This is a genomic window from Variovorax sp. GW821-FHT06D12 (genome assembly GCF_059419205.1).
Window position 1 is genome coordinate 193,124 of the sequence record NZ_JBWKRI010000009.1, and the last position, 19,832, is coordinate 212,955.

General features: G+C 70.9%; 13 protein-coding genes. 5 read left to right on the top strand and 8 right to left on the bottom strand.

The features are described from left to right. Nucleotides 1–12: 12 nt before the first annotated feature. The 7 genes from AC07SQ_RS25880 to AC07SQ_RS25910 all read right to left on the bottom strand — a co-directional run bounded on the left by AC07SQ_RS25880 (nucleotide 13) and on the right by AC07SQ_RS25910 (nucleotide 14,986). A complete protein-coding gene (locus tag AC07SQ_RS25880; protein ID WP_495271776.1) occupies nucleotides 13–7,056 on the bottom strand; it encodes an SDR family NAD(P)-dependent oxidoreductase in 7,044 nt (2,347 codons plus the stop codon). Continuing rightward, nucleotides 7,056–12,323, bottom strand: coding sequence for an amino acid adenylation domain-containing protein (locus tag AC07SQ_RS25885; protein ID WP_495271915.1), 5,268 nt, complete (start codon nucleotides 12,321–12,323; stop codon nucleotides 7,056–7,058). Before AC07SQ_RS25885 ends, AC07SQ_RS25880 begins: the two co-directional genes overlap by 1 nt. A gap of 5 nt (nucleotides 12,324–12,328) precedes the next feature. Beyond that, nucleotides 12,329–13,030, bottom strand: a complete 702-nt coding sequence (locus AC07SQ_RS25890; protein ID WP_159270816.1) for a 4'-phosphopantetheinyl transferase family protein — start codon at nucleotides 13,028–13,030, stop codon at nucleotides 12,329–12,331. After that, complete coding sequence (locus AC07SQ_RS25895; RefSeq protein WP_495271777.1) at nucleotides 13,008–13,754, bottom strand: thioesterase II family protein; 747 nt, start codon at nucleotides 13,752–13,754, stop codon at nucleotides 13,008–13,010. Before AC07SQ_RS25895 ends, AC07SQ_RS25890 begins: the two co-directional genes overlap by 23 nt. A gap of 5 nt (nucleotides 13,755–13,759) precedes the next feature. Then, nucleotides 13,760–14,008, bottom strand: a complete 249-nt coding sequence (locus AC07SQ_RS25900) for an MbtH family protein (protein ID WP_495271778.1) — start codon at nucleotides 14,006–14,008, stop codon at nucleotides 13,760–13,762. Between the two features lie 159 nt (nucleotides 14,009–14,167). Then, nucleotides 14,168–14,413, bottom strand: a complete 246-nt coding sequence (locus AC07SQ_RS25905) for a FecR/PupR family sigma factor regulator (protein WP_495271779.1) — start codon at nucleotides 14,411–14,413, stop codon at nucleotides 14,168–14,170. A 39-nt stretch (nucleotides 14,414–14,452) separates the two neighbouring features. Beyond that, the gene (locus tag AC07SQ_RS25910) at nucleotides 14,453–14,986 is read right to left on the bottom strand and encodes a sigma-70 family RNA polymerase sigma factor (protein WP_070062431.1); all 534 of its coding nucleotides are present in this window, start codon (nucleotides 14,984–14,986) and stop codon (nucleotides 14,453–14,455) included. 175 nt (nucleotides 14,987–15,161) lie between these two features. Here AC07SQ_RS25910 and AC07SQ_RS25915 point away from each other — a divergent pair, with 175 nt between their 5' ends. The 5 genes from AC07SQ_RS25915 (at nucleotide 15,162) to AC07SQ_RS25935 (ending at nucleotide 18,493) form a co-directional block, all read left to right on the top strand. Beyond that, nucleotides 15,162–16,010, top strand: a complete 849-nt coding sequence (locus AC07SQ_RS25915; protein ID WP_487848185.1) for a ParB N-terminal domain-containing protein — start codon at nucleotides 15,162–15,164, stop codon at nucleotides 16,008–16,010. A 350-nt stretch (nucleotides 16,011–16,360) separates the two neighbouring features. Further along, nucleotides 16,361–17,077 carry a hypothetical protein gene (locus tag AC07SQ_RS25920; protein ID WP_095950834.1) on the top strand — a complete coding sequence of 239 codons (717 nt, stop codon included), beginning with the start codon at nucleotides 16,361–16,363 and terminating at the stop codon, nucleotides 17,075–17,077. Next, nucleotides 17,074–17,598, top strand: a complete 525-nt coding sequence (locus tag AC07SQ_RS25925; RefSeq protein ID WP_062469903.1) for a GTP-binding protein — start codon at nucleotides 17,074–17,076, stop codon at nucleotides 17,596–17,598. The genes AC07SQ_RS25920 and AC07SQ_RS25925 overlap by 4 nt, the downstream gene beginning before the upstream one ends. A 48-nt stretch (nucleotides 17,599–17,646) precedes the next feature. Then, nucleotides 17,647–18,030, top strand: coding sequence for a roadblock/LC7 domain-containing protein (locus AC07SQ_RS25930; protein WP_062469906.1), 384 nt, complete (start codon nucleotides 17,647–17,649; stop codon nucleotides 18,028–18,030). Nucleotides 18,031–18,133: 103 nt separating this feature from the next. Continuing rightward, on the top strand, nucleotides 18,134–18,493 hold the full coding sequence (locus tag AC07SQ_RS25935) for a hypothetical protein (RefSeq protein ID WP_095746312.1): 360 nt from the start codon (nucleotides 18,134–18,136) through the stop codon (nucleotides 18,491–18,493). Between the two features lie 55 nt (nucleotides 18,494–18,548). Here AC07SQ_RS25935 and AC07SQ_RS25940 read toward each other — a convergent pair whose 3' ends face one another. After that, the gene (locus AC07SQ_RS25940) at nucleotides 18,549–19,790 is read right to left on the bottom strand and encodes a dienelactone hydrolase family protein (protein ID WP_495271780.1); all 1,242 of its coding nucleotides are present in this window, start codon (nucleotides 19,788–19,790) and stop codon (nucleotides 18,549–18,551) included. Nucleotides 19,791–19,832: the final 42 nt, after the last annotated feature.

Sequence of the window (19,832 nt, forward strand, 5' to 3'; positions counted from 1 at the left end):
TCGTCATTTCGTTCAGGCGCCCTGTTCGTCGGCCAGGCGGGACTCGGCGCCGCGCGCACCGTCGTCGAGCGCGGCGCGGTCGAACATCGCGCCCATCGCCACCACGATCTTTCGCGGGCCCTCGAAGGGGTCGCGCGCATGGGCGGCGAGCATGTTGTCGAGCATCACGACGTCGCCTTGGCGCCAGTCGAAGCGCACGGCGCAGGCCTCGTAGGCCTCGCCGACGATGGCCATGGTCTCGTCCGCGATGGGCGAGCCGTCGCCGTAGGTCACATGGCGCGGCAGGCGCTCGACGCCGCCCATGGCCAGCAGGTCTTCGCGCACCTGCGCCTCGAGGCAGGCGACGTGGTGCAGCTGCACCTGGTTGAAGAACACGCGCTCGCCGGTGAGCGGATGGCGGATCACGGCGGGGCAACGGGTGCGCGTCTGCAGCGTGTCGCCGTCGAACCAGCGCCATTCGATGCCGGCGGCGGCCAGGCGCGCCTCGACGTCTTCGCGGCGGTCGGTCTTGTAGAAGTCCTGCCAGCTCACGTCCAGGCCGGGCGTGAAGGTGCGCACGTACTGCAGCCCCTTGCGCTCGAAGCCGGCGACCACCTCGGCCGGCAGGCGGCGCAGCATCTCGCGGCAGTCGACGATGGGCGTGGCGCCGCCCACGGGCGACGGCAGCTCGCAGAAGAACCACTGCTTGCGCGGCCAGCGGTCCAGGTGCGCGCTCTCGTTGTGGAACAGGATCATCTGGCGCTCGGGGTACGGCGTGGAGCGGTAGGTCTTCTTGCCGCCCTCCTTCTTCGGCAGGTCGCCGTAGCTGCCGTACAGCTCGGGCTCGATGGCCTCGGCAAAAGCCTCGAAGTCCTGCGGCGTCTTCAGGCCGAAGTCGCGGAACAGGATGCCGCCGTGCCTGGCGACCAGCATCTCGATGTAGTCGGCCTGGCCCTTGGCCCAGGCGACGGTGTCGAGCTCGGGGCTGGTGGCCTGCAGCACGATGGGGAATTCGGCACCGGGCTTCAGGAACGAGGTCTGCACGGCGGGCCGCGCGGCGGCGCGCACAGGGACGCGGCCGGCGCCCAGGGCGTCGAGCTTTCCAAGTTTGCCGAGCTTGTCCAGCTTCGAGGCCGGGCGGACGTTGGGAGCGTTTGTCATGGCGATGGATTCCTGCGAGGGCATGGGAGCCAGCGCGTCGAGGGGCTGGCCGGGTGTGGCGACGATCCGCTCCAGCAGCGCATGCCACGAAGCGGTGAAGGTTTCGACGGTCTGCCGCCGGTAGAGGTCGGTGGCGAACACCCACTCGGCGGTGAGCGCGCCGTCGTGTTCGCTGGCGAACACCGCCAGGTCGAACTTGGATTCGTTCATCTGCTGGGGCAGCACCTCGACCTCGGCGCCTTCGATGGCGAACCGGATCTCGGGTGTGTTCTGGAGCACGAAGAGCACCTGCACCAGCGGGTTGCGGTCGCGCGCACGCGGCACGCCCGACAGCTCGACGATGCGGTCGAAAGGCACGTCCTGGTGGTCCATCGCGGCCAGGGTGTCGGCCTTGGTGGCGGCGAGCCATTGCGCGAAGTCGGTCGTTCCCTTCGTACGACGCGAGCGCAGCGGCACCACGTTGACGAAGAAGCCGAGCAGCCCTTCGAGGTCCGGGTGGCCGCGGCCCGCGACGTCGGTGCCGATGACGATGTCGTCCGCGCCCGAGGCCTGGTGGAAGAACAGGAAGAACGACGACAGCAGCAGCGTGAACAGCGACGTGTCCGACGCCCGCGCGAGCGCGGCCAGCGACTGCGACAACGCCGGCGACAGCGTGAGTCGCACCGAATCGCCGGCGTGCGTGGGCACAGAGGGGCGTGGGTGGTCAGGCTTGATGCCCGAGGCCTGCGGTGCGCCCGCCAGCCGCACGCGCCAGAACGCGGCCTTCGGCGCGAAGCCGTCGGAGGCCAGCGCGCGCGCATACCAGGCGGCGTAGTCGGCGTACTGCACGGGCAGCGGTGCCAGTGCCAGCGGCTGGCCGCGCCGTGCGCGCTCGTAGAACGCGGCCAGCTCGCGCGCGAACACGGCGATCGACCAGCCGTCGAACACGATGTGGTGCACCACGAGCACCAGCACATGCTCGCGCGTCGCCATGCGCACGACGGTGGCCTTGATGAGCGGGCCCTCGGCCAGTGCGAGCGGTGCGCGCACCAGTTCGTCGAACAGGGGGCCGTAGCGCGCACCGTCGTCGAGTGCGATGACGGGAATGTCGAGCGGCGCACCGGGGCGCACGACGGCCATGGGTTCGCCGTCGTCGTCCTCGGTGAACACGGTGCGCAGCACCTCGTGACGCGCAACGATCGCGTCGATGGCGGCGCGCAGCGCGCCGATGTCGAGTTCGCCGTGCAGCGCGAGGCCGGCCGACATGTTGTAGGCCGCGCGGCCGCTGCGGTTGGTGGCGTCGGTGAGGCGGTCGACCAGCCAGAGGCGGTGCTGCATCGGCGACAGCGGCAGCGCACCGCCGCGCGCGACGGGCGTGATCTCCATCGCGCTGCGCTGCGGCGCGGCGGCGGTCGAGACGACGCCGAGCCGCGCGGCCAGGCCGGCGATGGTCGGCGCCTTGAAGAACTCGCTCGGGTGCAGCTCGGTCGCGTAGCGCTTGCGCACACGCGACAGCAACTGGATGGCGACGAGCGAATCGCCGCCGAGCTCGAACAGGTTGTCGTCCACGCCGATGGGTGCGATGCCCAGGCGCTCGGTCCACAGCGCGGCAAGCGCGGTCTCGACCTCGCCCTGCGGTGCGACGAACGGGGTCTGCAGCGCGGGCCGGGGATGGGCAGCGCCTGCGGCAGCGGCCGGTGCCTCGTCGCCGAGCAGGTCGAGCATGCCGTTGTCGAGCGGGCCGAGGCGCGTGGCCAGGTCGGTGGTCGAGATCACGGTCTGCGCCCGCGCCGGGCCGTTGACGATGCGCTCGAAGACGCGCGCGCCTTCGGGGCCGTCCATGCCGATGTCGTCGGGCACGTCCATGTGCGCGGCCATGCCCAGGCCGCGCCAGGCGTCCCAGTTGACCGAGAACACCGGGAACGCGCCGAGCCGTTCGTGCGCGACGGCCACGGCGTCGAGGTAGGCGTTGGCGGCGGCGTAGTCGCTCATGCCCAGGCCGCCGGCCACGCTGGAGATGGACGAGCACAGCAGCACGAAGTCCAGCGGCTGGCCGCGCAGCGCGTCGAGCAGCACGCGCGTGCCGCGCACCTTGGTCGCGAACACGGTGTCGACCTGCGCGCGCGTGCGACCGGCCATCATGCCGCCACCCGCATCGCCGGCCGCGTGCACGACGCCGTGCAGCGGGCCGAAGCGATCGTTCGCCTGTGCGAGGGCGGCACGCATCGCGTCGGCGTCGGACACGTCGGACGACACGGTGAGCACCTGTGCGCCGAGCGCTTCGATTTCGAGCAGTTGATGCAGCCGCGCCTTCAGATCGGCGGGCGTGCTGTCGGCCGCCACCAGCGCGGGCCACTCGGTGCGCGCCGGCAGCGCGGTGCGGCCCAGCAGCACCAGCCGCGCCTGCCAGTGCGCGGCCAGTTGCTTCGCCAGCGCGAGGCCGACACCGCCCAGGCCGCCGGTGACGAGGTAGACGCCCTCGCGGCGCAGGCGCGGCTGCGCCACAGCGGTCAATGTTGCGGGCGCATAGGTCTTGATCCAACGATGCGCGCCACGGCAGGCCACGAGCGGCTCACCGGGCTCGGCCTGCAGCGCCGCGGCCTCGGCCACGATCTGCGCGACCAGCCGGCCTTCGGCATCGCTTTCGGGCGCGGGCAGCACGACGTCGATCACGCGGCAATGCACGCGCGGGTATTCCTGGCCGATCACCTTGCCGATGCCGCGCAGCGTGGCCTTCTCGGGGCACAGCGGCTCGGTGCCGGTGACGTCTTCGAGCTGGTTGGCGACGACGGCGAGCGGCAGTGTGCGCTCGCCGGCTTCGAGCGATTGCACGAGCGCGAGCAGGCTGAAGAAGCTGCGCTCGAGCAGCTCGGCCTGCGGCTGCTGCGCGGGCAGCGCCTCGTCGAGGCTCCAGAGGTGGTAGATGCCGGCGATGGCGCCGAAGTCAGCCGCGATCTCGGACTGCAGGCGGGCATGGTCGTCGCGCGCGCCGGGGCGCAGCGTCCAGCGGCCGTGGCCCGTGCGCGCGAAGGTGCTGCCACGCTCGGCCAGCACCACGGTGCGGCCCTGCGCGCGCAGCCGACGCACGAGGTGGCCCGTGAAGCTGCGGCTGTCGCCGAGCACGAGCAGGCAGCCGCTGGTATCGGTCGAAGGCGCGACGGCCAGCGGCTCCGTGCGCTGCCACGAGGGCACATAGAACGCGTCGGCGTTGGTTCGTTGCGGCGCCTTCGCAGCGCCGGGCGCTTCCACCCAGTAGCGGCGGCGCTGGAACGGATACGCCGGTAGCGGCACGCGCCGACGCGGAGCGCCCGCGCGGCAGGCGGCCCAGTCGATGTCCACGCCCGCCACCCACAGCTGGGCCAGCGTCTGCGCGATCTGCTGCGCATTGCGTGCCTGCTGCTGCGGATGCGCCTGGCTGGCGAGCACGCCGGCGGCGGTGTCGGCCAGCAAATGCTGGCGCGCCAGGCCCGCCAGCGTTTCGCCGGGGCCGACTTCGAGCAGCACGCGGCCCGGCACCTGCAGCAAGGTGCGCACGCCGTCGACGAACTGGACGGTGCCACGCAGGTGCCGCGCCCAGTAGGCGGGGCTCATGGCCTCCTCGGGCGTGATGAGCTGGCCCGTGACGTTCGAGACGAAGGGGATGGTCGGCGGCCGGCGCGGCACCGAGGCGATGAGCGCTTCGAGCGGCGCCAGCAGCGGCTCGGTCATCGCCGAGTGCGAAGCGATCGACACATGCAGCCGGCGCGGCAGGTGCCCCGCCGCGCGCAGCCGCGCCTCGGCGGCCTCGACCGCTTCGCGCGGGCCGGAGATCACGCACAGCTGTTCAGCGTTGGCGGCGGCGAGGTCGCAGCCCGGCGCCAGGAAGGGCGCGAGCGCGGCCTGCGACAGCGGCACGGCGGTCATCGCACCGGGCGGCATCGACTGCAGCAGGCGACCGCGCAGGGCCGCGACACGCAGCGCGTCTTCGAGGCGGAACACGCCCGCCAGGCAGGCGGCGACGTACTCGCCCAGGCTGTGGCCCATCATCGCGGCGGGCCGCACGCCGCGGCGCATCCACCACTGCGCCATCGCGTACGCGACGACGAAGAGCGCGGGTTGCGCGAGTGCGATGTCGAACAGCCGCGCGTCGGCCTCGGCTTCGCCGCCGGGCGCGGGGAACAGCACGGTGCGCAGGTCGAAACCCAGCTCGGGTTCCAGCAGCGCGCAGCAGCGGTCGATGTCGTCGCGGAAGGCCGCGTCGTCCTCGTAGAGCGCGCGGCCCATCTGGGCGTGCTGCGTGCCGCCGCCGGGGAAAAGGAAGACCACCTCGGGTGCCTGCGCGGGTGCGGCCCGCACGGCCAGTCCTTCGCCCGCCGAGAGCAATTGCACGGCGCCTTCGGCACGGTCGGCCACCACGGCACTGCGGTGCTCGAAGACGCGGCGGCCCGCTTGCAGGGTGTGGGCGACGTCGGTGAGCCGCAGTGTGGGATGCGCGCGCAGGTGAACGGCCAGCTGCTGCGCGGCCTGCCGTGTCGCGGGCGCACTGCGGGTCGACAGCGGCAGCACCTGCCAGCCGGCCGATGCGGTGGCCGTGACCACGCGCGGCGCCTCTTCCAGCACGACGTGCACGTTGGTGCCGCCGATGCCGAAGGAGCTGACGCCCGCACGACGCGGTGTATCGCCCTCGGGCCACGGGCGCGCCTCCGTGTTCACGCGGAACGGGCTGTTCGCGAAATCGATCTGCGGGTTCGGTTGCTCGAAGTGCAGGCTCGGCGGCAGCGTGCGGTGGTGCAGCGCCAGCGTCGCCTTGATGAGCCCCGCCACGCCGGCCGCCGCGTCGAGGTGGCCGATGTTGGTCTTGACCGAGCCGATGGCGCAGTAGCCGCAGCGCCCGCCATCACCACCGTCCGAACGGAAGGCCTCCGTGAGCGCGGCCAGCTCGATCGGGTCGCCCAGCGTGGTGCCCGTGCCGTGCGCCTCGACATAGCCGATGGTGTGCGCGGGCACGTCGGCCATCAGCTGCGCCGCGCGGATCGCGCCGGCCTGGCCTTGCACGCTCGGTGCGGTGAAGCCGATCTTGTCGGCGCCGTCGTTGTTGGCGGCCGTGCCCTTGATGACGGCGTGGATGGTGTCGCCGTCGCGCAGCGCGTCGGCCAGCCGGCGCAGCACGACGATGCCCGCGCCGCTGCCGATCACCGTGCCCGCGGCCTGGGCGTCGAAGGCGCGGCAGTGGCCGTCGGGCGAGAGGATGGCGCCGTTCTGGTAGCGGTAGCCGCCCTCCTGCAGCAGGTTGAGCCACACGCCGCCGGCCAGCGCCATGTCGCAGTCGTGGCTCAGCAGGCCCTGGCAGGCCAGGTGCACGGCCACCAGCGAAGTCGAGCATTCGGTCTGCACGCTCAGCGCCGGGCCGCGCAGGTCGAGCTTGTAGGCCACGCGCGTGCACAGCGAGCCGGCGGAGTTGCCGCTCATGAGGCCCAGCATGTCGGCGATGCCGGTTCCCGCGTCGATGCCGACGGCGGGCAGCAGGTGCTTCATGAGGTAGAGATTGGGGCCGTCGCCCGCGTAGACGCCGACGGGCGCCCCGCCCTTCTGCCCGGTCGGCCAGCCCGCATGGTCCATCGCCTCCCAGGCGCATTCGAGAAAGATGCGCTGCTGCGGATCGAGGTGCTCGGCCTCGCGCGGCGAATAGCCGAAGAAGCCGGCGTCGAAGCGGTCGAAGCCATCGAACAGCACGCCAGCCTTCACGTAGTCGGGGTCGGCCAGCGCGCGCTCGGGCACGCCGCGCGCGCGCAGTTCGTCGTCGCTGAAGACGGTGACCGACTCGACGCCGTCGCGGATGTTGCGCCAGAAGGCGTCCACGTCGGGCGCGCCGGGAAAGCGGCCGGCCATGCCGACGATGGCGATCTCGAGGCCCGTGGTATCGGGGGAAGAAAGCGGGGTGTCGTCTTGCGCGTGCATCAGAGGGTTCTTTCCGTGGGTCGGCGGCGTTGCAGCAGGGCGGCGCGCTGCTGCTGCGCGCGCTGTTTCGCCTGCGCTGCGTCGTCGGTGGCGGTGGCAGCGGCGGGGCCGTGCCCCTTCTGCTCGATGTGGCGGGCGAGCGCGCCGACGGTCGGGTACTTGAAGAGGTCGACCACCGCCAGGCCCGGCTGCAGGCGGTCTTCCACCAGCCGGTGCATGCGGATCACGAGCAGCGAGTTGCCGCCGAGGTCGAAGAAGTTGTCGTGCAGGCCGACCTGCGCAACCTTGAGCAGCTCGGCCCAGATCGCGGCCAGCGTCTGCGCGACGTCGCCGTGGGGGGCTTCGTAGCCTGGCGTGCCGGCGGCCGCCGGTGCGGGCAACGCGCGGCGATCGACCTTGCCGTTGGCGCCGAGCGGGAAGCTGTCGAGCACCATCAACGCGGACGGCACCATGTAGTCGGGCAACGCCTGCGCCAGCTGCGTCTTGAGCGTGGTCGCGTCGAGCGATGCGCCCGCCGCCGGTGCGACGTAGGCCACGAGCGACGGGCCGGCTGCGCCCTCGTGCAGGCACACCAGCGCCGCGCGCACGCCGGGCTGCTCGCGCAAGCGCGCCTCGACTTCGCCGAGCTCGATGCGGAAGCCCCGCACCTTCACCTGGTGATCGAGCCGCTCGAGGTACTCGAGCTGCCCGTCGGCGCGCCAGCGCACGAGGTCGCCGGTGCGGTACAGGCGACCGCCCGCCCCGTCGAAGGGGTCGGCGACGAAGCGCTCGGCCGTCAGGGCCGAACGCCCGAGGTAGCCACGCGCGAGGCCGTCGCCGCCGAGGTACAACTCGCCGGGCACGCCCTGCGGCACGGGCTGCAGGTCGGCGTCGAGCACATGGGCGGTGCGGCGGCCGACCGGGCGGCCGATGGGGGCGTAGCCCTGCACAATGGCCTCGGCGTCGGCGGACCACAGGGTCGGCGTGATCACGGCCTCAGTCGGGCCGTAGGCGTTCACGATGCGCGCAGGGTGCAGCACGCGGCGGATCAGCGCGAGGTCTTCGCCCGTCCAGGCTTCGCCGCCGAAGAGCGCGAGGCGCACGGCGTGCTGGAACGGCGGCTGGTCCTGCAGCAGCTGGCGCGCGTAGGCCGGCGGCAGGTCGACCACGCTGACGCAGTGGCGTTGGAGCAGGGCGTCGAGTTCGCTGGCGAGCGAGCACCACTGCGGCTGCAGCACCAGCGCGGCGCCGGTGGTCAGCGGCAGCAGGCACTGCTCGATGGCGGCATCGACGTGCGGCAGCGCGAACTGCAGCGAACGATCGCTCGCCGTGAAGCCGCAGGTGTCGGCCATGGCCTGGAGGTGCATCGACAGCGCGCCGTGCGCGACCGCCACGCCCTTGGGGCGGCCGGTGGTGCCCGAGGTGTGGATCACGTAGGCCAGGTGGTGGTCGTGCAGCGCGACTTGCGGGGGGGCGTCCGGTTCGTCGTCGAGCGATGCGTCATCGACCGTGATGCGCGTGACGGGTCCGTTCACTGAGCTGTGGCTGCCGGTCAGCAGCAGCGCGGCGCCGCTGTCGGCCAGCAACTCCGACAGTCGCTGCGGCGGATGCGACGGGTCCATCGGCAGGTAGGTGCCGCCGGCCTTCAACACGGCCAGCAGGCTGACGACGCGATCGACCGGGGCATCGACGGCCACGGCGACTGGCGTGTCGGGCCGCACACCGTGGCGCAGCAGGCGGTGCGCGAGCCGGTTCGCGCGGCGGTCGAGGGCGGCGTAGGAGAGCTCGGTGTCGCCGGCGATCAACGCGATGGCATCCGGTGCACGGCGGACGTACGCCTCGAAAAGCCGGTGTGCGGGTGTCGCGGCGGATGCGGGCGATGTGCCTGTGCCCCAGGCGTGCAGTTGCGCCTGCTCTTCGGCAACGAGCCATGGCGCATCGCCGATGGCGCGGGCCGGGTCGGCGGTCAGCGCGTCGAGCAGCGCGCGGTAGTGCGCGGCCATGCGCGCGACGGTCTCCCCGTCGAACAACTCGGCCGCCGCGGTGAAGACCGCACGCACCCGGCCGTCGGCGCGCTCGCGGATGTCGAGCGCGAGTTCGCACTGCGCGGCGCTGTCGTCCATGCGGTACTCGTCGACCGCCAGGCCCGGCAGGCCGCGCAGCACTGCGGTGTCTTCGCGCAGCAGATTGAACATCACCTGGAACAGCGGGTTGTGGCTCAGGCTGCGCTGCGGCTGCAGGGCGTCCACGAGCTGTTCGAACGGCAGGTCCTGGTGGGCCTGCGCGCCGAGCGCGGCCTCGCGGGTCTGGGCCAGCAGTTGCGCGAACGGGGTGCGGCCGTTCAGCGTGGCGCGCAGCACCTGCGTGTTGACGAAGAAGCCGATGAGGCCCGTGGTCTCGGGGCGGTGGCGGTTCGCGACCGGCACGCCCACGCGCACGTCGGGCTGACCCGTGTAGCGATGCAGCAGCGCCTGGAAACCCGCGAGCAAGACCATGAACAGCGTGGCGCCATGCGCCTGTGCAGTGGCGTGCAGGCGGGCGACGAGGGCTGCGTCGAGGTCGAAGGCTTGCGAGGCGGCGCGGTAGTTGGCGACCGCGTGGCGGGGGCGGTCCGTGGGCAGGGCCAACACGGGATGGTCGTTGCCGAGCTGGGTGCGCCAGTAGGCCAGCTGGCGTTCGGCCTCGCCGGCGGCGAGCCAGTCGCGCTGCCACGCGGCGTAGTCGGCGTACTGGATCGCCGGTGCGGCGAGTGACGGCGTCTCGCCCTTCGCGTGCGCCGCATAGGCCACGCCGAACTCGTCGAGCAGCACCTGCAGCGACGCACCGTCGGACACGATGTGGTGCGTGACGATCGCGAGGATGTGGTGCGCGTCGCCGAGCTGGAGCCAGGCGGCGCGCAGCACCGGGCCGGCCACGAGGTCGAAGGGCTCGGCCTGCAGTGCGCGTGCCTGTGCGGCGGCGGCGCCTTCGCGGTCGCCGTCCGGCAGCGCGCGAAGGTCGATGTGAGCGAGCGCCAGCGGCGCCGTCGGCAGCACCTGCTGGCCGACCGTGCCGTCGGCCGCGGTGCGGAACACGGTGCGCAGGCTTTCGTGGCGCGCGAGCAGGCCTTCGAGTGCCGCCTTCATTGCGTCGGCATCCAGCACGCCCGACAGGCGCAGCGCCACGCCCACGTGGTAGGCGCTGTTCTGCGGATCGAGCTGCCACAGGAACCACTGGCGCGCCTGCGCATGCGACAGCGCGAGCAGCCCCGTGCGGCGCTCGGCGGGCAAGACCTGAATCGGCTGGTGCGCGCGGCGCTGGCCGAGCGCGAGCACGCGCCGCAGTTCGCGCGCGAGGTCGCCCAAGCGCGGTTGCTCGAACAGCGCACGCAGCGGAAAGTCGATGTCCCAGCGCTCGCCGATGCGCGCGGCCACCTGCGTGGCGGCGAGCGAGTTGCCGCCGTGGGTGAAGAAGTGCGCGTCGCGCGCCAGCGGCCGTTCGGCGGGGCGGCGCAGCACCTCGTGCCAGATCGTGGCGAGGGCCTGTTCGACGTCGTCGAGTGCGGCTTCGGATGTGTCGACTGCTGGGGCGCTGCCGCCCAGCACGAACGCGCCGTGTGCGTAGATCGCATAGGCGTCCGCAGTGCGATCGATCCAGCCCTGGCGGCAGGCGCCGCGCTGCAGCTTGCCGCTCGTGGTCTTGGGCATGCCGCCGGGGTTGAGCAGCATCACGACCGACAGCGGCTCGCCGCACTGCTCGCTCACCGCCGCGCTCAGTGCCTCGACCAGCACCTCGGGCCGCACCAGCTTCTGGATGCTGCGCGACACCTCGGCCGCGAGGCCGATGCCCTCGCCTTCCGGCCCCTCGACCGCGAAGGCTGCGACGCGGCCCTTGCGCACGGCTTCGACCTCGCGCTCCACTTCGCGCTCGATGTCCTGCGGGTACAGGTTGTGGCCGCGCACGATGATCATGTCCTTGATGCGGCCGGCCACGTAGAGCTGGCCGTCGTGCACGAAGCCCAGGTCACCGGTGCGTAGCCAGCGCGCGCCCTCGTGCTCGACGAAGGTCTGCTGCGACACCTCGGGCTTGTTCCAGTAGCCGCTGCCCAGGCTCGGGCCCGAGGCCCAGATTTCGCCGACGGCGCCGTCCGCGCACACGGCCAGCGTGGCCGTGTCGACGATGCGCACCGCGTGGTGCGTCACGCTGCGGCCGCAGCCCACGAGCATCGCGCCGCCCTCGTCGCGCACCACGGCGCCTTGCGCCAGGCGCGCCTTGTCGAAGGCGTGCGCGACCATGCCGGCGCCGCGCTGCCCGCCCGTGACGAACAGCGTCGATTCGGCCAGGCCGTAGCAGGGGTACACCGCCTCGGCCGGAAAACCCGCGGGCGCGAAGCGTTGCTGGAACGCGCGCAGCGTGTCGGCCCGCACCGGCTCGGCGCCGGAGAACGCGAGGCGCCACGACGACAGGTCGAGCCTTTGCAGCTGCGCGTCGGACACGCGGTCCAGGCACAGGCGGTAGGCGAAGTCGGGCCCGCCGCTGACCGTGGCGCGCAGCCGCGACACGGCTTCGAGCCAGCGCACGGGGCGCTCGAGAAAGTAGCGCGGAGACATCAGTGCCACGACCGCACCGCGATGCATCGGCTGCAGCAGGCCGCCGATGAGGCCCATGTCGTGGTTCAGCGGCAGCCAGGTGACGAAGGTGTCGCTCGTGCAGACCGAGAGGCCCTCCTCGATCGCGCGCATGTTCGCCATCAGGTTGGCGTGCGTGACCATGACGCCCTTGGGCGCCGAAGTGGAACCGGAGGTGTACTGCAGGAAGGCGATGTCGGTGGCGGCCGGCGTGTGCGGGCGCCATGCGTCGGCGCCGGTGGCGTCGATCTCGTCCACGGCGATGAGCGTGGCCTGCGCGAAGGCGTCGGCCACGCCTGCCATCGCGTCGCGGATGGCGGCGTGGGTCAGCACGCAGCAGGCGCCCGCGTCGGCGGCGATGCCCTCGAGCTTGCCCAGGTGGCGCTTGCGCGTGGACTCGGGCGGGAACACCGGCACGGCGACGAGGCCCGCGTAGAGGCAGGCGAAGAAGCTGACAACGTAGTCGTCGCTGTTGTCCAACATGATCAGTGCGCGGCCGCCGGGTGCGAAGGCCTGCTGCAGGTGCGCCGCGAGACCGCGCACGCGCGCGTCGAGGGCGCGGTAGCGGATGGGCGTGTCGAGTGCGGTGCCGTCGCGGTCGGTGATGGCGATCAATGCGATGTCGTCAGGTCGCTGCGCGGCGAGGCCACGCAGGTGGGTCACGAAGTCCACGGGATGCATCGGGTTCACAGGGGTTGTTCCTTGGTGTGCCAGGCCAGCGCGGCGGCGTAGCCCGGCGGCGCGGACAGCGCCATCGCTTCGATGCCGGCCCACGCGGGCACGGCGCAGTCGATGGCGAGTGCGCCGTGGGCGTCGGGGTGGATGCCGACGCTTTGCAGGTGCTCGGCCATGCCGACGCCGACGGCCTTGAGCACGGCCTCCTTGCCGACCCAACGTCGGTAGAAGGCGTGTGGCAGGTCGGCGTCGCTGCGGATTTCGCGCTGCTCGCGCGCGGTAAAGGCCATGGCGAGCAGCGCATCGGCGTCGGCCATGAGGTCGCGCGCGCAGGCTTCGATGTCGACGCCGACGCAGCGCACGCGCGCCGGGTCGGCCAGCGCGATGAGCGCGTGATCGCCGGCGTGCGAGATGTTGAAGAGGGGCACGGCGTTGTCGCCCGCTGCTTCGACGTAGGGTTTGCCGTGTGCGTCGGCACGCAGCGGCACCTCCGCCGGACGGCAGGCGAGGCGCTGCGCGATCAGGCGGCGCACGGCGGCGCGGGTGTGGGCGAAGCGCACGCAGTCGGCGCGGCGGGCAAAGCGATTGGCGCGGGCGCGCTCGTCCGGCGCGAGGTCGGCCCAGGCATCGCCGTCCTCCGCCGCGAGGTCCAGGTCCAGGCGGTGCAACGCGATGCCCGGCGGCAAGGGGTCATGCCAGGGCACGAGCCGCATCGACGCCTCCTGCCGCCATCACCGTTGGCGCGAGGTGCCGCGCCAGCGCAGCCAGCACGGAGGTCTCGTGCTGGCGGATGAAGAAATGACCGCCCTCGAACCAATCGAGCGTGAAGCGCACATGCGCGGTCTCGGCGGCCCAGGCCTGCATGCGCCAAGGGGCGATGTCGTCCTGGCGGCCGGCCAGCACATGCAGGGGCACGGGCAATGGCGCGGGGTCGGCGTGCACGAAGCTGCGGCACAGGCGGTAGTCGGCACCGAGGGTGTCGAGCGTCATGCGCAGCAGCTCGGGGCTGTCGAACAGCTCGTCGGGCGTGCCGCCCTGCTTGCGCAGGTCGGCGATGAGGGCCGCGTCGTCGGCGATGTCGAGAAAGCGGTCAGGGTCGCGCTGCGACGGTGCAGCGCTGCCGGAGACGATCAGCGCATCCGGCAGCGGGCGGTGCTGTTGCCGCTGGTGCTGCGCCATGCCCCAGGCCAGCAGCGCGCCCATGCTGTGGCCGAAGAGCGCGTAGCGACCGCGCAGAACGCCTTCATGCTCGGCGCACAGCTGCGCGACCATGCGATCGAAGTCGTCGACGAAGCGTTCGCCCAGGCGCCCGCCGCGGCCCGGCAGCTCGACCGGCACGACCTCGATCCAGCGCGGCAGCGCACGCCGCCAGCGCAGGTACATGGTGGCGCTGGCGCCCGCGCAGGGCAGGCACAGCAGGGGCAGCGAGGCCTGCATGTGCGTCAGGCGGAGGCGGACGCGTTGTCGCTCTGCTGCTGCGCGGCCATCCAGTCGCGCAGCGACTTGGGGCGCATGTCGGTCCACTGGGCTTCGACGTAGTCGAGCACGGTCTTCTTGTCGCCCTTCACGCCGTCGACGGCGCTCCAGCCGCCGGGCACGGCCTTCCAATGCGGCCAGATGGAGTACTGCGCTTCGTGGTTGACGAGCACGATGAAGGTCTCGTCCTCGCGGTCGAAACAGCTGGTAGACATGGGCGGTCCTCTTGGTAAGTGCAATGACGGGCAGGGTTTGCCCTTGCGATACAAGACGCGCCGCGGGGCCGGGTGTTTAGTCCTCTGTGCATGAAAGCCGCACACGGCTGCGCCTCGGCGAGGGCCGCTGTAGGAGCTGCGAAAAAAAGAGGAAGTCGGTCAGCGGGCCGCGTCTTCGGCGTCCGGCGAAGGGACGTCGTGCGCGGGCGGCACGAGGCCCACGAGCAACCAGAGGCGGCGTGCCTCGTCGTAGGCTTGGCGGTGCGCGGGATCGGCGGCGAGCCAATGCGCGAGCTCGGCGCTCGCGGCGGCATCGAGCTCGCCCTCGCCGGCGTGCTGGCGGCGGACCCACGCCCAGGCGGTCTGCCAGGTGGGGTCGCTTTGCGTGTCGTTGGGGCTGCTCATCGGCGGCCATCGTAGCGCCGATGCGGTGCGTCGGAAAACTCAGGCGGCCTGCACGAGGTAGCGGCAGCTTTCGAGGGCGGCGTCGGCGTCCTTGATCATGAAGTTCACGAGCGTGGCGGAGCAGCCCAGGCGCGTGGCGATCTCGCGCTGGGTCAGGCCACTGAGACGGTTGAGTTCGAACGCGAGGCGGGTGCGCGGCGGCAGCGCTTCGAGCACGCGGTCGATGGCCACCAGCGCCTGCCGGCCGCCGAGCACGCGGTCGGGCGCGTCGTTGCTGCTGGGCGGGCTCACGAGCTCGACGTCGTCGCAGTAGGTGCGGTAGCTGGCCTCCACGGAATGATGGCGGTGGTAGTCGACCGCCACGTTGCGCACCACCTGGCAGCAGTAGCCGAGCGGCTTGCGGACATCGCGCACCGAAGCGCCGTCGGCGAGCTTCAGGTAGGCGTCCTGCAGCACTTCGTCTGCGAGGTCAGCGGTGCGAACGATCTTTTGCGCGACGCGCTGGAGCTGGGCACGGTTCGCGATGAAGACCTCCCCCAGCGTGGGCGCGGACGGGGAAAGCGACAGATCCATGGGTACTCCTGAAGTGTTCAAGGGCAAAGATGCAAATAAGAACTATTACCATTTGATGACGCAAGAAGGCCCTGTTTTTCCCGGTGGCGCCTTCTCGTCTCTCTCCCTGTCTAGACGTTCGAGCGGCCGAAACCGAGACACCTAAAATTCCGCCCCTTACATCGCACCCGTACCCATGAACATCGTCGTCAACGAAGAACTCAAAGCCTATATCGATCCCTTGACGCCGGAGGAGTACGAAGCCCTCGAACGCAGCATCCTCACCGAAGGCTGCCGCGACGCGCTGGTGCTGTGGGGCGACGTGCTGGTGGACGGCCACAACCGCTACGGCATCTGCCAGAAGCACGGCCTGCCCTTCCAGACCGTGCAGAACACGCGCTTCAAGACGCTGCAGGACGTGCACCTGTGGATGATCGACCAGCACCTGGGCCGCCGCAGCATCTCGGACTACCTGCGCGGCGTGCTGGCGCTGCGCAAGAAGGACATCGTGGACGAGCGCCGCGCCCGCAGCAGCGCCGCCACACCGACCACCCCGACCACGGCGGACGATCCGCCCTTCGACGTCGACGACGCGCCCGCTTCGACCTCCGCTCCCGCTTCCGACGAGGCCCTGCCGCCGCCCGTGCCGCTGAACAGCCGCGAGGCCATCGCCCGCGCCGCGCGCCTGAGCAGCAGCCAGGTCGTGATGATCGAGAAGATCCAGAAGCAGGCTGCGCCCGAGCTGGTGGCGGCCGTGAAGTCGGGCGTGATCTCGATCAACACGGCCGCGGCCGTCGCGTCCCTGCCCGCCGAAGAGCAGGTGTCGGCGGCCAACGCCGGCAAGGATGAGCTGAAGCAGGCCGCCAAGCGCGTGCGCGAAGCCAAGCGCAAGCCGCGCGAGGCCGCGCCCGAAAGCGAAGAAGGCGCCGAACCCGCAGCGCTCGACGCCGTGCAGCAACTGCAACAGCGCGTGGCCGAACTCACGGCCGAGAACGCGGACCTGCGCCGGCAAGTGGCCGAGCTGCAGGCCCAACTGGCGCACTGACCCCCGGCGGGCGCCCTTCTCCCTGCCCGCCGCTTTCCCCGCCCCTCCCTGAAACCTCGCGTGCCGCGCTACGGCACGCGAGGCTTTGTCGCGTCCGCGACCCACTGAAAACAGTTGTTCGTAATCTTGTGTTTTTATTTGCAACAAGTGTTATATTTTTGACGCCACCTCCAAACAAACACTTTAGTTCTCCCAGCCAGCGTTGCGATCGGCGTCTCCGTCCAACTTCTTACAGTGAGTGCTTAAGTTGCAAAAAGAACGGCGATGCCGCCTCCAATCGGTGTTTTCGATGCGGTTGAACGCAACATCCCACAGCGGCCGGCCGATGGGCTCGGTGGTGCGGAGGCTGCATGACGGCCGTTAACACCGTTCCCAAAAGTCAACGCGCGCTGCTGAGCTACAGCGTCGAAGGGCTGCCGCACCGCGAAGAAGTGCTGCTCAAGTCGCTGATCCGGCTGCTCGACCACCGCACGCACCAGAACTGGTCGTGGAAGGCCGAACAGGCCGACCTGCGGGTCGTCGGCGACCAGGTCGCCCTCGCAGCCGCCTCGCCCCAACCGGCGGTGCCCACGCTGACCGTCGCCCATGCCGACCCGCAACGCGGCCCTTTCCTGGCCCTGCCGCTGCACACCGATGCGCTGGAAGTGGCGCTCAACCGCCTCGGCGCGATGGTCGTCCACGCCCGCGGCCTGGGGCTGGCCATGACCGAGGTGCCGATCGGCGAGCACGAAGAGTTCCGCATGCTGCGCTGGCCGCCCGCGGCCGTGCTCGAGGCGCCGATCCGCCTGCGACTGGCCACGCTGATGTCCAACCGGCCGGCGTCGGTGCTGTCGCTGCAGCAGCGCTCGCCCGCCACGCGCCAGGAGTGCGCGGACTTCCTGGCCGACCTGCAGCGCGCCGGCCTGCTCGAACGCGCCGCCAGCCCCGGCGTTCTTGTGGCCGCCTCGGCCCCCGACAGCGTCTTCCCCGACAGCCGCTTCCCGGCACCCGCCCGCGACACCGTGCAGCCCGGCCTGCTCGCACGCATCAGGAACCGACTCGGCTTGCTGCCGTCAGGCCCTCAATGACCGTAGAACACAAGATCCTCTTCACCGGCACCATGGGCGCCGGCAAAACCACGGCCATCGCCGGCGTGAGCGAGATCCCGCCCGTGAGCACCGACGTGCGCAACAGCGACACCTCGGTCGCCAAGGCCACCACCACGGTCGGCCTGGACTACGGCGAACTCACGCTCGACAACGGCGAGAAGCTGCGCCTGTACGGCACGCCCGGCCAGATGCGCTTCGACTTCATGTGGCGCATCCTGGGGCGCGGCGCGCTCGGCGTGGTGATCCTGGTGGACAACAGCCGCCCCGATCCGCTGGCCGACCTGGACATCTACCTGGACGGCTTTGCCGAACTCATTGCGCAGACCGCCTGCGTGGTGGCGGTGGGCCGCATGGAGACGCACCCGAGCCCCGGCATCGACGCCTACGCACGGCGCATGGAGGCCAAGGGCGTCGTGTGCCCGGTGCTGCCGGCCAATGTCACCGATGCGCAGCAGGTCGTGCAGCTGCTGGAACTGCTCCTGCTCCAGCTCGAGGTCTGAACGCAGGACGCCCCCTCTTTTTCTCCTTTTCCTTCCATTCAGGCAGCAATGAACATCACTCCAAGAATCAGGCTTGCAGCGGAATCGGCCATCGACACCCTGATGCGGGAAATCAAGGGCGTGAAGGCCGTGGTGATCTCGACCGAAGACGGCCTGGAGCTGGCCGCGCGCGTCGAGAACACCGCGCAGGTCGCGCGCCTGTCGGCCATCGCCAGTTCTCTCGCCGCGTTGGGCGCCGTGGCCGGCGAGGAAAGCCAGCTGGGCCACTGCGACAACGTGGCGATCGAGGCCACGCACGGCCACATCCTGATGCTGCAGGCGCGGCATCCCGAGATGACGTTGATCGTGAGCGTGGTCACCAGCCGCGAAGCCATCATCGGCCAGGTCCTGTACTTCGCGAAACAGGCGACGCAGCTGTTGCAGCACGCCTGACGCCGGGCATCAGCGCACCACACCCATTCGACACCGGCAGCCGCCCATTCCCTTCGCCCGGGTGGCCGCCGACTTTCAGGGGCGAGGACTAGGAAAGATTTCGATGGCAAATATCAAGCAATCCATGGACGACCTGATGACCTGCGACGGCGCCCTGTGCGCAGCGCTGGTCGATTCGAGCAGCGGCATGATCCTGGGCCAGATCGGCTCGGGCGTCGATCTCGAGGTGGCCGCCGCCGGCAACACCGAAGTGGTCCGCGCCAAGCTGCGCACCATGCGCGACCTCGGCCTGAACGACAGCATCGAAGACATGCTGATCACGCTCGGCAAGCAGTACCACATCATCCGCCCGATGCAGAAGAAGGAAGGCCTGTTCGTCTACCTGGTGCTGGACAAGACCAAGTCGAACCTGGCCATGGCGCGCCGCAAGACGCTCGACGTCGAACAAGGCATGACGGTCTGAGACGCCCGCCGCGTCCCGCGCGGCAGCTTCGCCGCGCGGACGCATCAGGCGCGCATCAAGCGCGCGTCAGCAACGTGTTCGACGGCAGCGTCTCGTCGAGCAGCTTGCGCGCCGTTTCCACGCCCGCCACCGGCAGCAGCGCCGCGTCGAGCAGGCCCACCTGCACCAGCACGCTCGCCTGGTCCCAGTAGATGTGCTCGTGGTAGAGCTTGTCGCCGCGGAACTTGATGACCGCGAGCAGCGGGATCTCCACGCGCTTTCCGGTGGGCGCCACGCCGGGCAGCATCCACGGGATCTCGGTGGTGTGGGTGAAGCAGAACAGCATCTCGTCGACCACCTGCGTCGCGCCCACGGTGCGCGAGATCGGCACCAGCGAGGTGTCGGGCGGGTTGCTGTTGACGAAGTGATTCGTGTAGAACGCGTGCAGGTTCTTGTAGCCCACGCCGCCGGTCATGGTCGGGATGTGGTTGACGTAGGGCTCGGCCACCATGGTGCCCATGGTGTCGTCGACATTGCGCGTGCCGAACTCGTACTCGCAGTGCTTGTCCCACAGCGCCGCCAGGTCGTAGTTGGGGCCGATGGCCGACTTCAGCGCGGCCACGCTGCGCTCGTGCGCCATGAGCGCCGAGGCACGGTGGAAGTGTTCGCCGCCCACACGCGCGAAGGCGTGGTCGACGCCGGGGTACACATGCACCTCGACGTTCGGCCGGCCGCGCAGGGTCTGCACGATGCGGTCGCGCGCCTCGGGCGGACAGAAGCCGTCGAGCTCGGCCACGTGCAGTGCCAGCTTGCAGCGGATGCGGTCGGCCTCGTCGAGCGCGGCGTCGATGCCCACGCCGTAGTAGCCCACGGCCACGTCGGCGTCGGTGCGGCAGGCCGCCAGGTAGGCGAGCTTGCCGCCCAGGCAGAAGCCGAGCACGCCGACCTTGCCGCCGGGCACCTCGGGGCGCTGGCGCAGCGCGGTGATGGCAGCCTGCATGTCCTGCATGCCGAGCGCTTCGTCGAAGCCCTGGTACAGCGCGAAGGCGCGCTGCCAGTCGTCGGGCGTGTAGCCCAGCTGCACGTCGGGCTGCTGGCGCCAGAACAGGTCGGGCACGAGCACCACGTAGCCTTCCTCGGCGTAGTAGTCGGCCACGTCACGCATGGTCTTGTTGACGCCGAAGATTTCCTGCGCAAGCACCAGGCCCGGGCCGGTGCCGCCGCGCGGCAGGGCCAGGTAGGCGCCGAAGCTGCCGCTGCCGTCGGCGGCCTGGATGCGGATGTCTTGCGACGAGGAGGTGGATGCCTTGTTCTGCATGGGTGTGTGACTCCGTTCAATGCTCAAAGGTGGACGTGGGGA

Coding starts and splice junctions, on each gene's coding strand:
- AC07SQ_RS25880 (WP_495271776.1), bottom strand. CDS start 7,056: ATGCACGCGCAAGACGACACCCCGCTTTCTTCCCCCGATACCACGGGC.
- AC07SQ_RS25885 (WP_495271915.1), bottom strand. CDS start 12,323: ATGCATCCCGTGGACTTCGTGACCCACCTGCGTGGCCTCGCCGCGCAG.
- AC07SQ_RS25890 (WP_159270816.1), bottom strand. CDS start 13,030: ATGCGGCTCGTGCCCTGGCATGACCCCTTGCCGCCGGGCATCGCGTTG.
- AC07SQ_RS25895 (WP_495271777.1), bottom strand. CDS start 13,754: ATGCAGGCCTCGCTGCCCCTGCTGTGCCTGCCCTGCGCGGGCGCCAGC.
- AC07SQ_RS25900 (WP_495271778.1), bottom strand. CDS start 14,008: ATGTCTACCAGCTGTTTCGACCGCGAGGACGAGACCTTCATCGTGCTC.
- AC07SQ_RS25905 (WP_495271779.1), bottom strand. CDS start 14,413: ATGAGCAGCCCCAACGACACGCAAAGCGACCCCACCTGGCAGACCGCC.
- AC07SQ_RS25910 (WP_070062431.1), bottom strand. CDS start 14,986: ATGGATCTGTCGCTTTCCCCGTCCGCGCCCACGCTGGGGGAGGTCTTC.
- AC07SQ_RS25915 (WP_487848185.1), top strand. CDS start 15,162: ATGAACATCGTCGTCAACGAAGAACTCAAAGCCTATATCGATCCCTTG.
- AC07SQ_RS25920 (WP_095950834.1), top strand. CDS start 16,361: ATGACGGCCGTTAACACCGTTCCCAAAAGTCAACGCGCGCTGCTGAGC.
- AC07SQ_RS25925 (WP_062469903.1), top strand. CDS start 17,074: ATGACCGTAGAACACAAGATCCTCTTCACCGGCACCATGGGCGCCGGC.
- AC07SQ_RS25930 (WP_062469906.1), top strand. CDS start 17,647: ATGAACATCACTCCAAGAATCAGGCTTGCAGCGGAATCGGCCATCGAC.
- AC07SQ_RS25935 (WP_095746312.1), top strand. CDS start 18,134: ATGGCAAATATCAAGCAATCCATGGACGACCTGATGACCTGCGACGGC.
- AC07SQ_RS25940 (WP_495271780.1), bottom strand. CDS start 19,790: ATGCAGAACAAGGCATCCACCTCCTCGTCGCAAGACATCCGCATCCAG.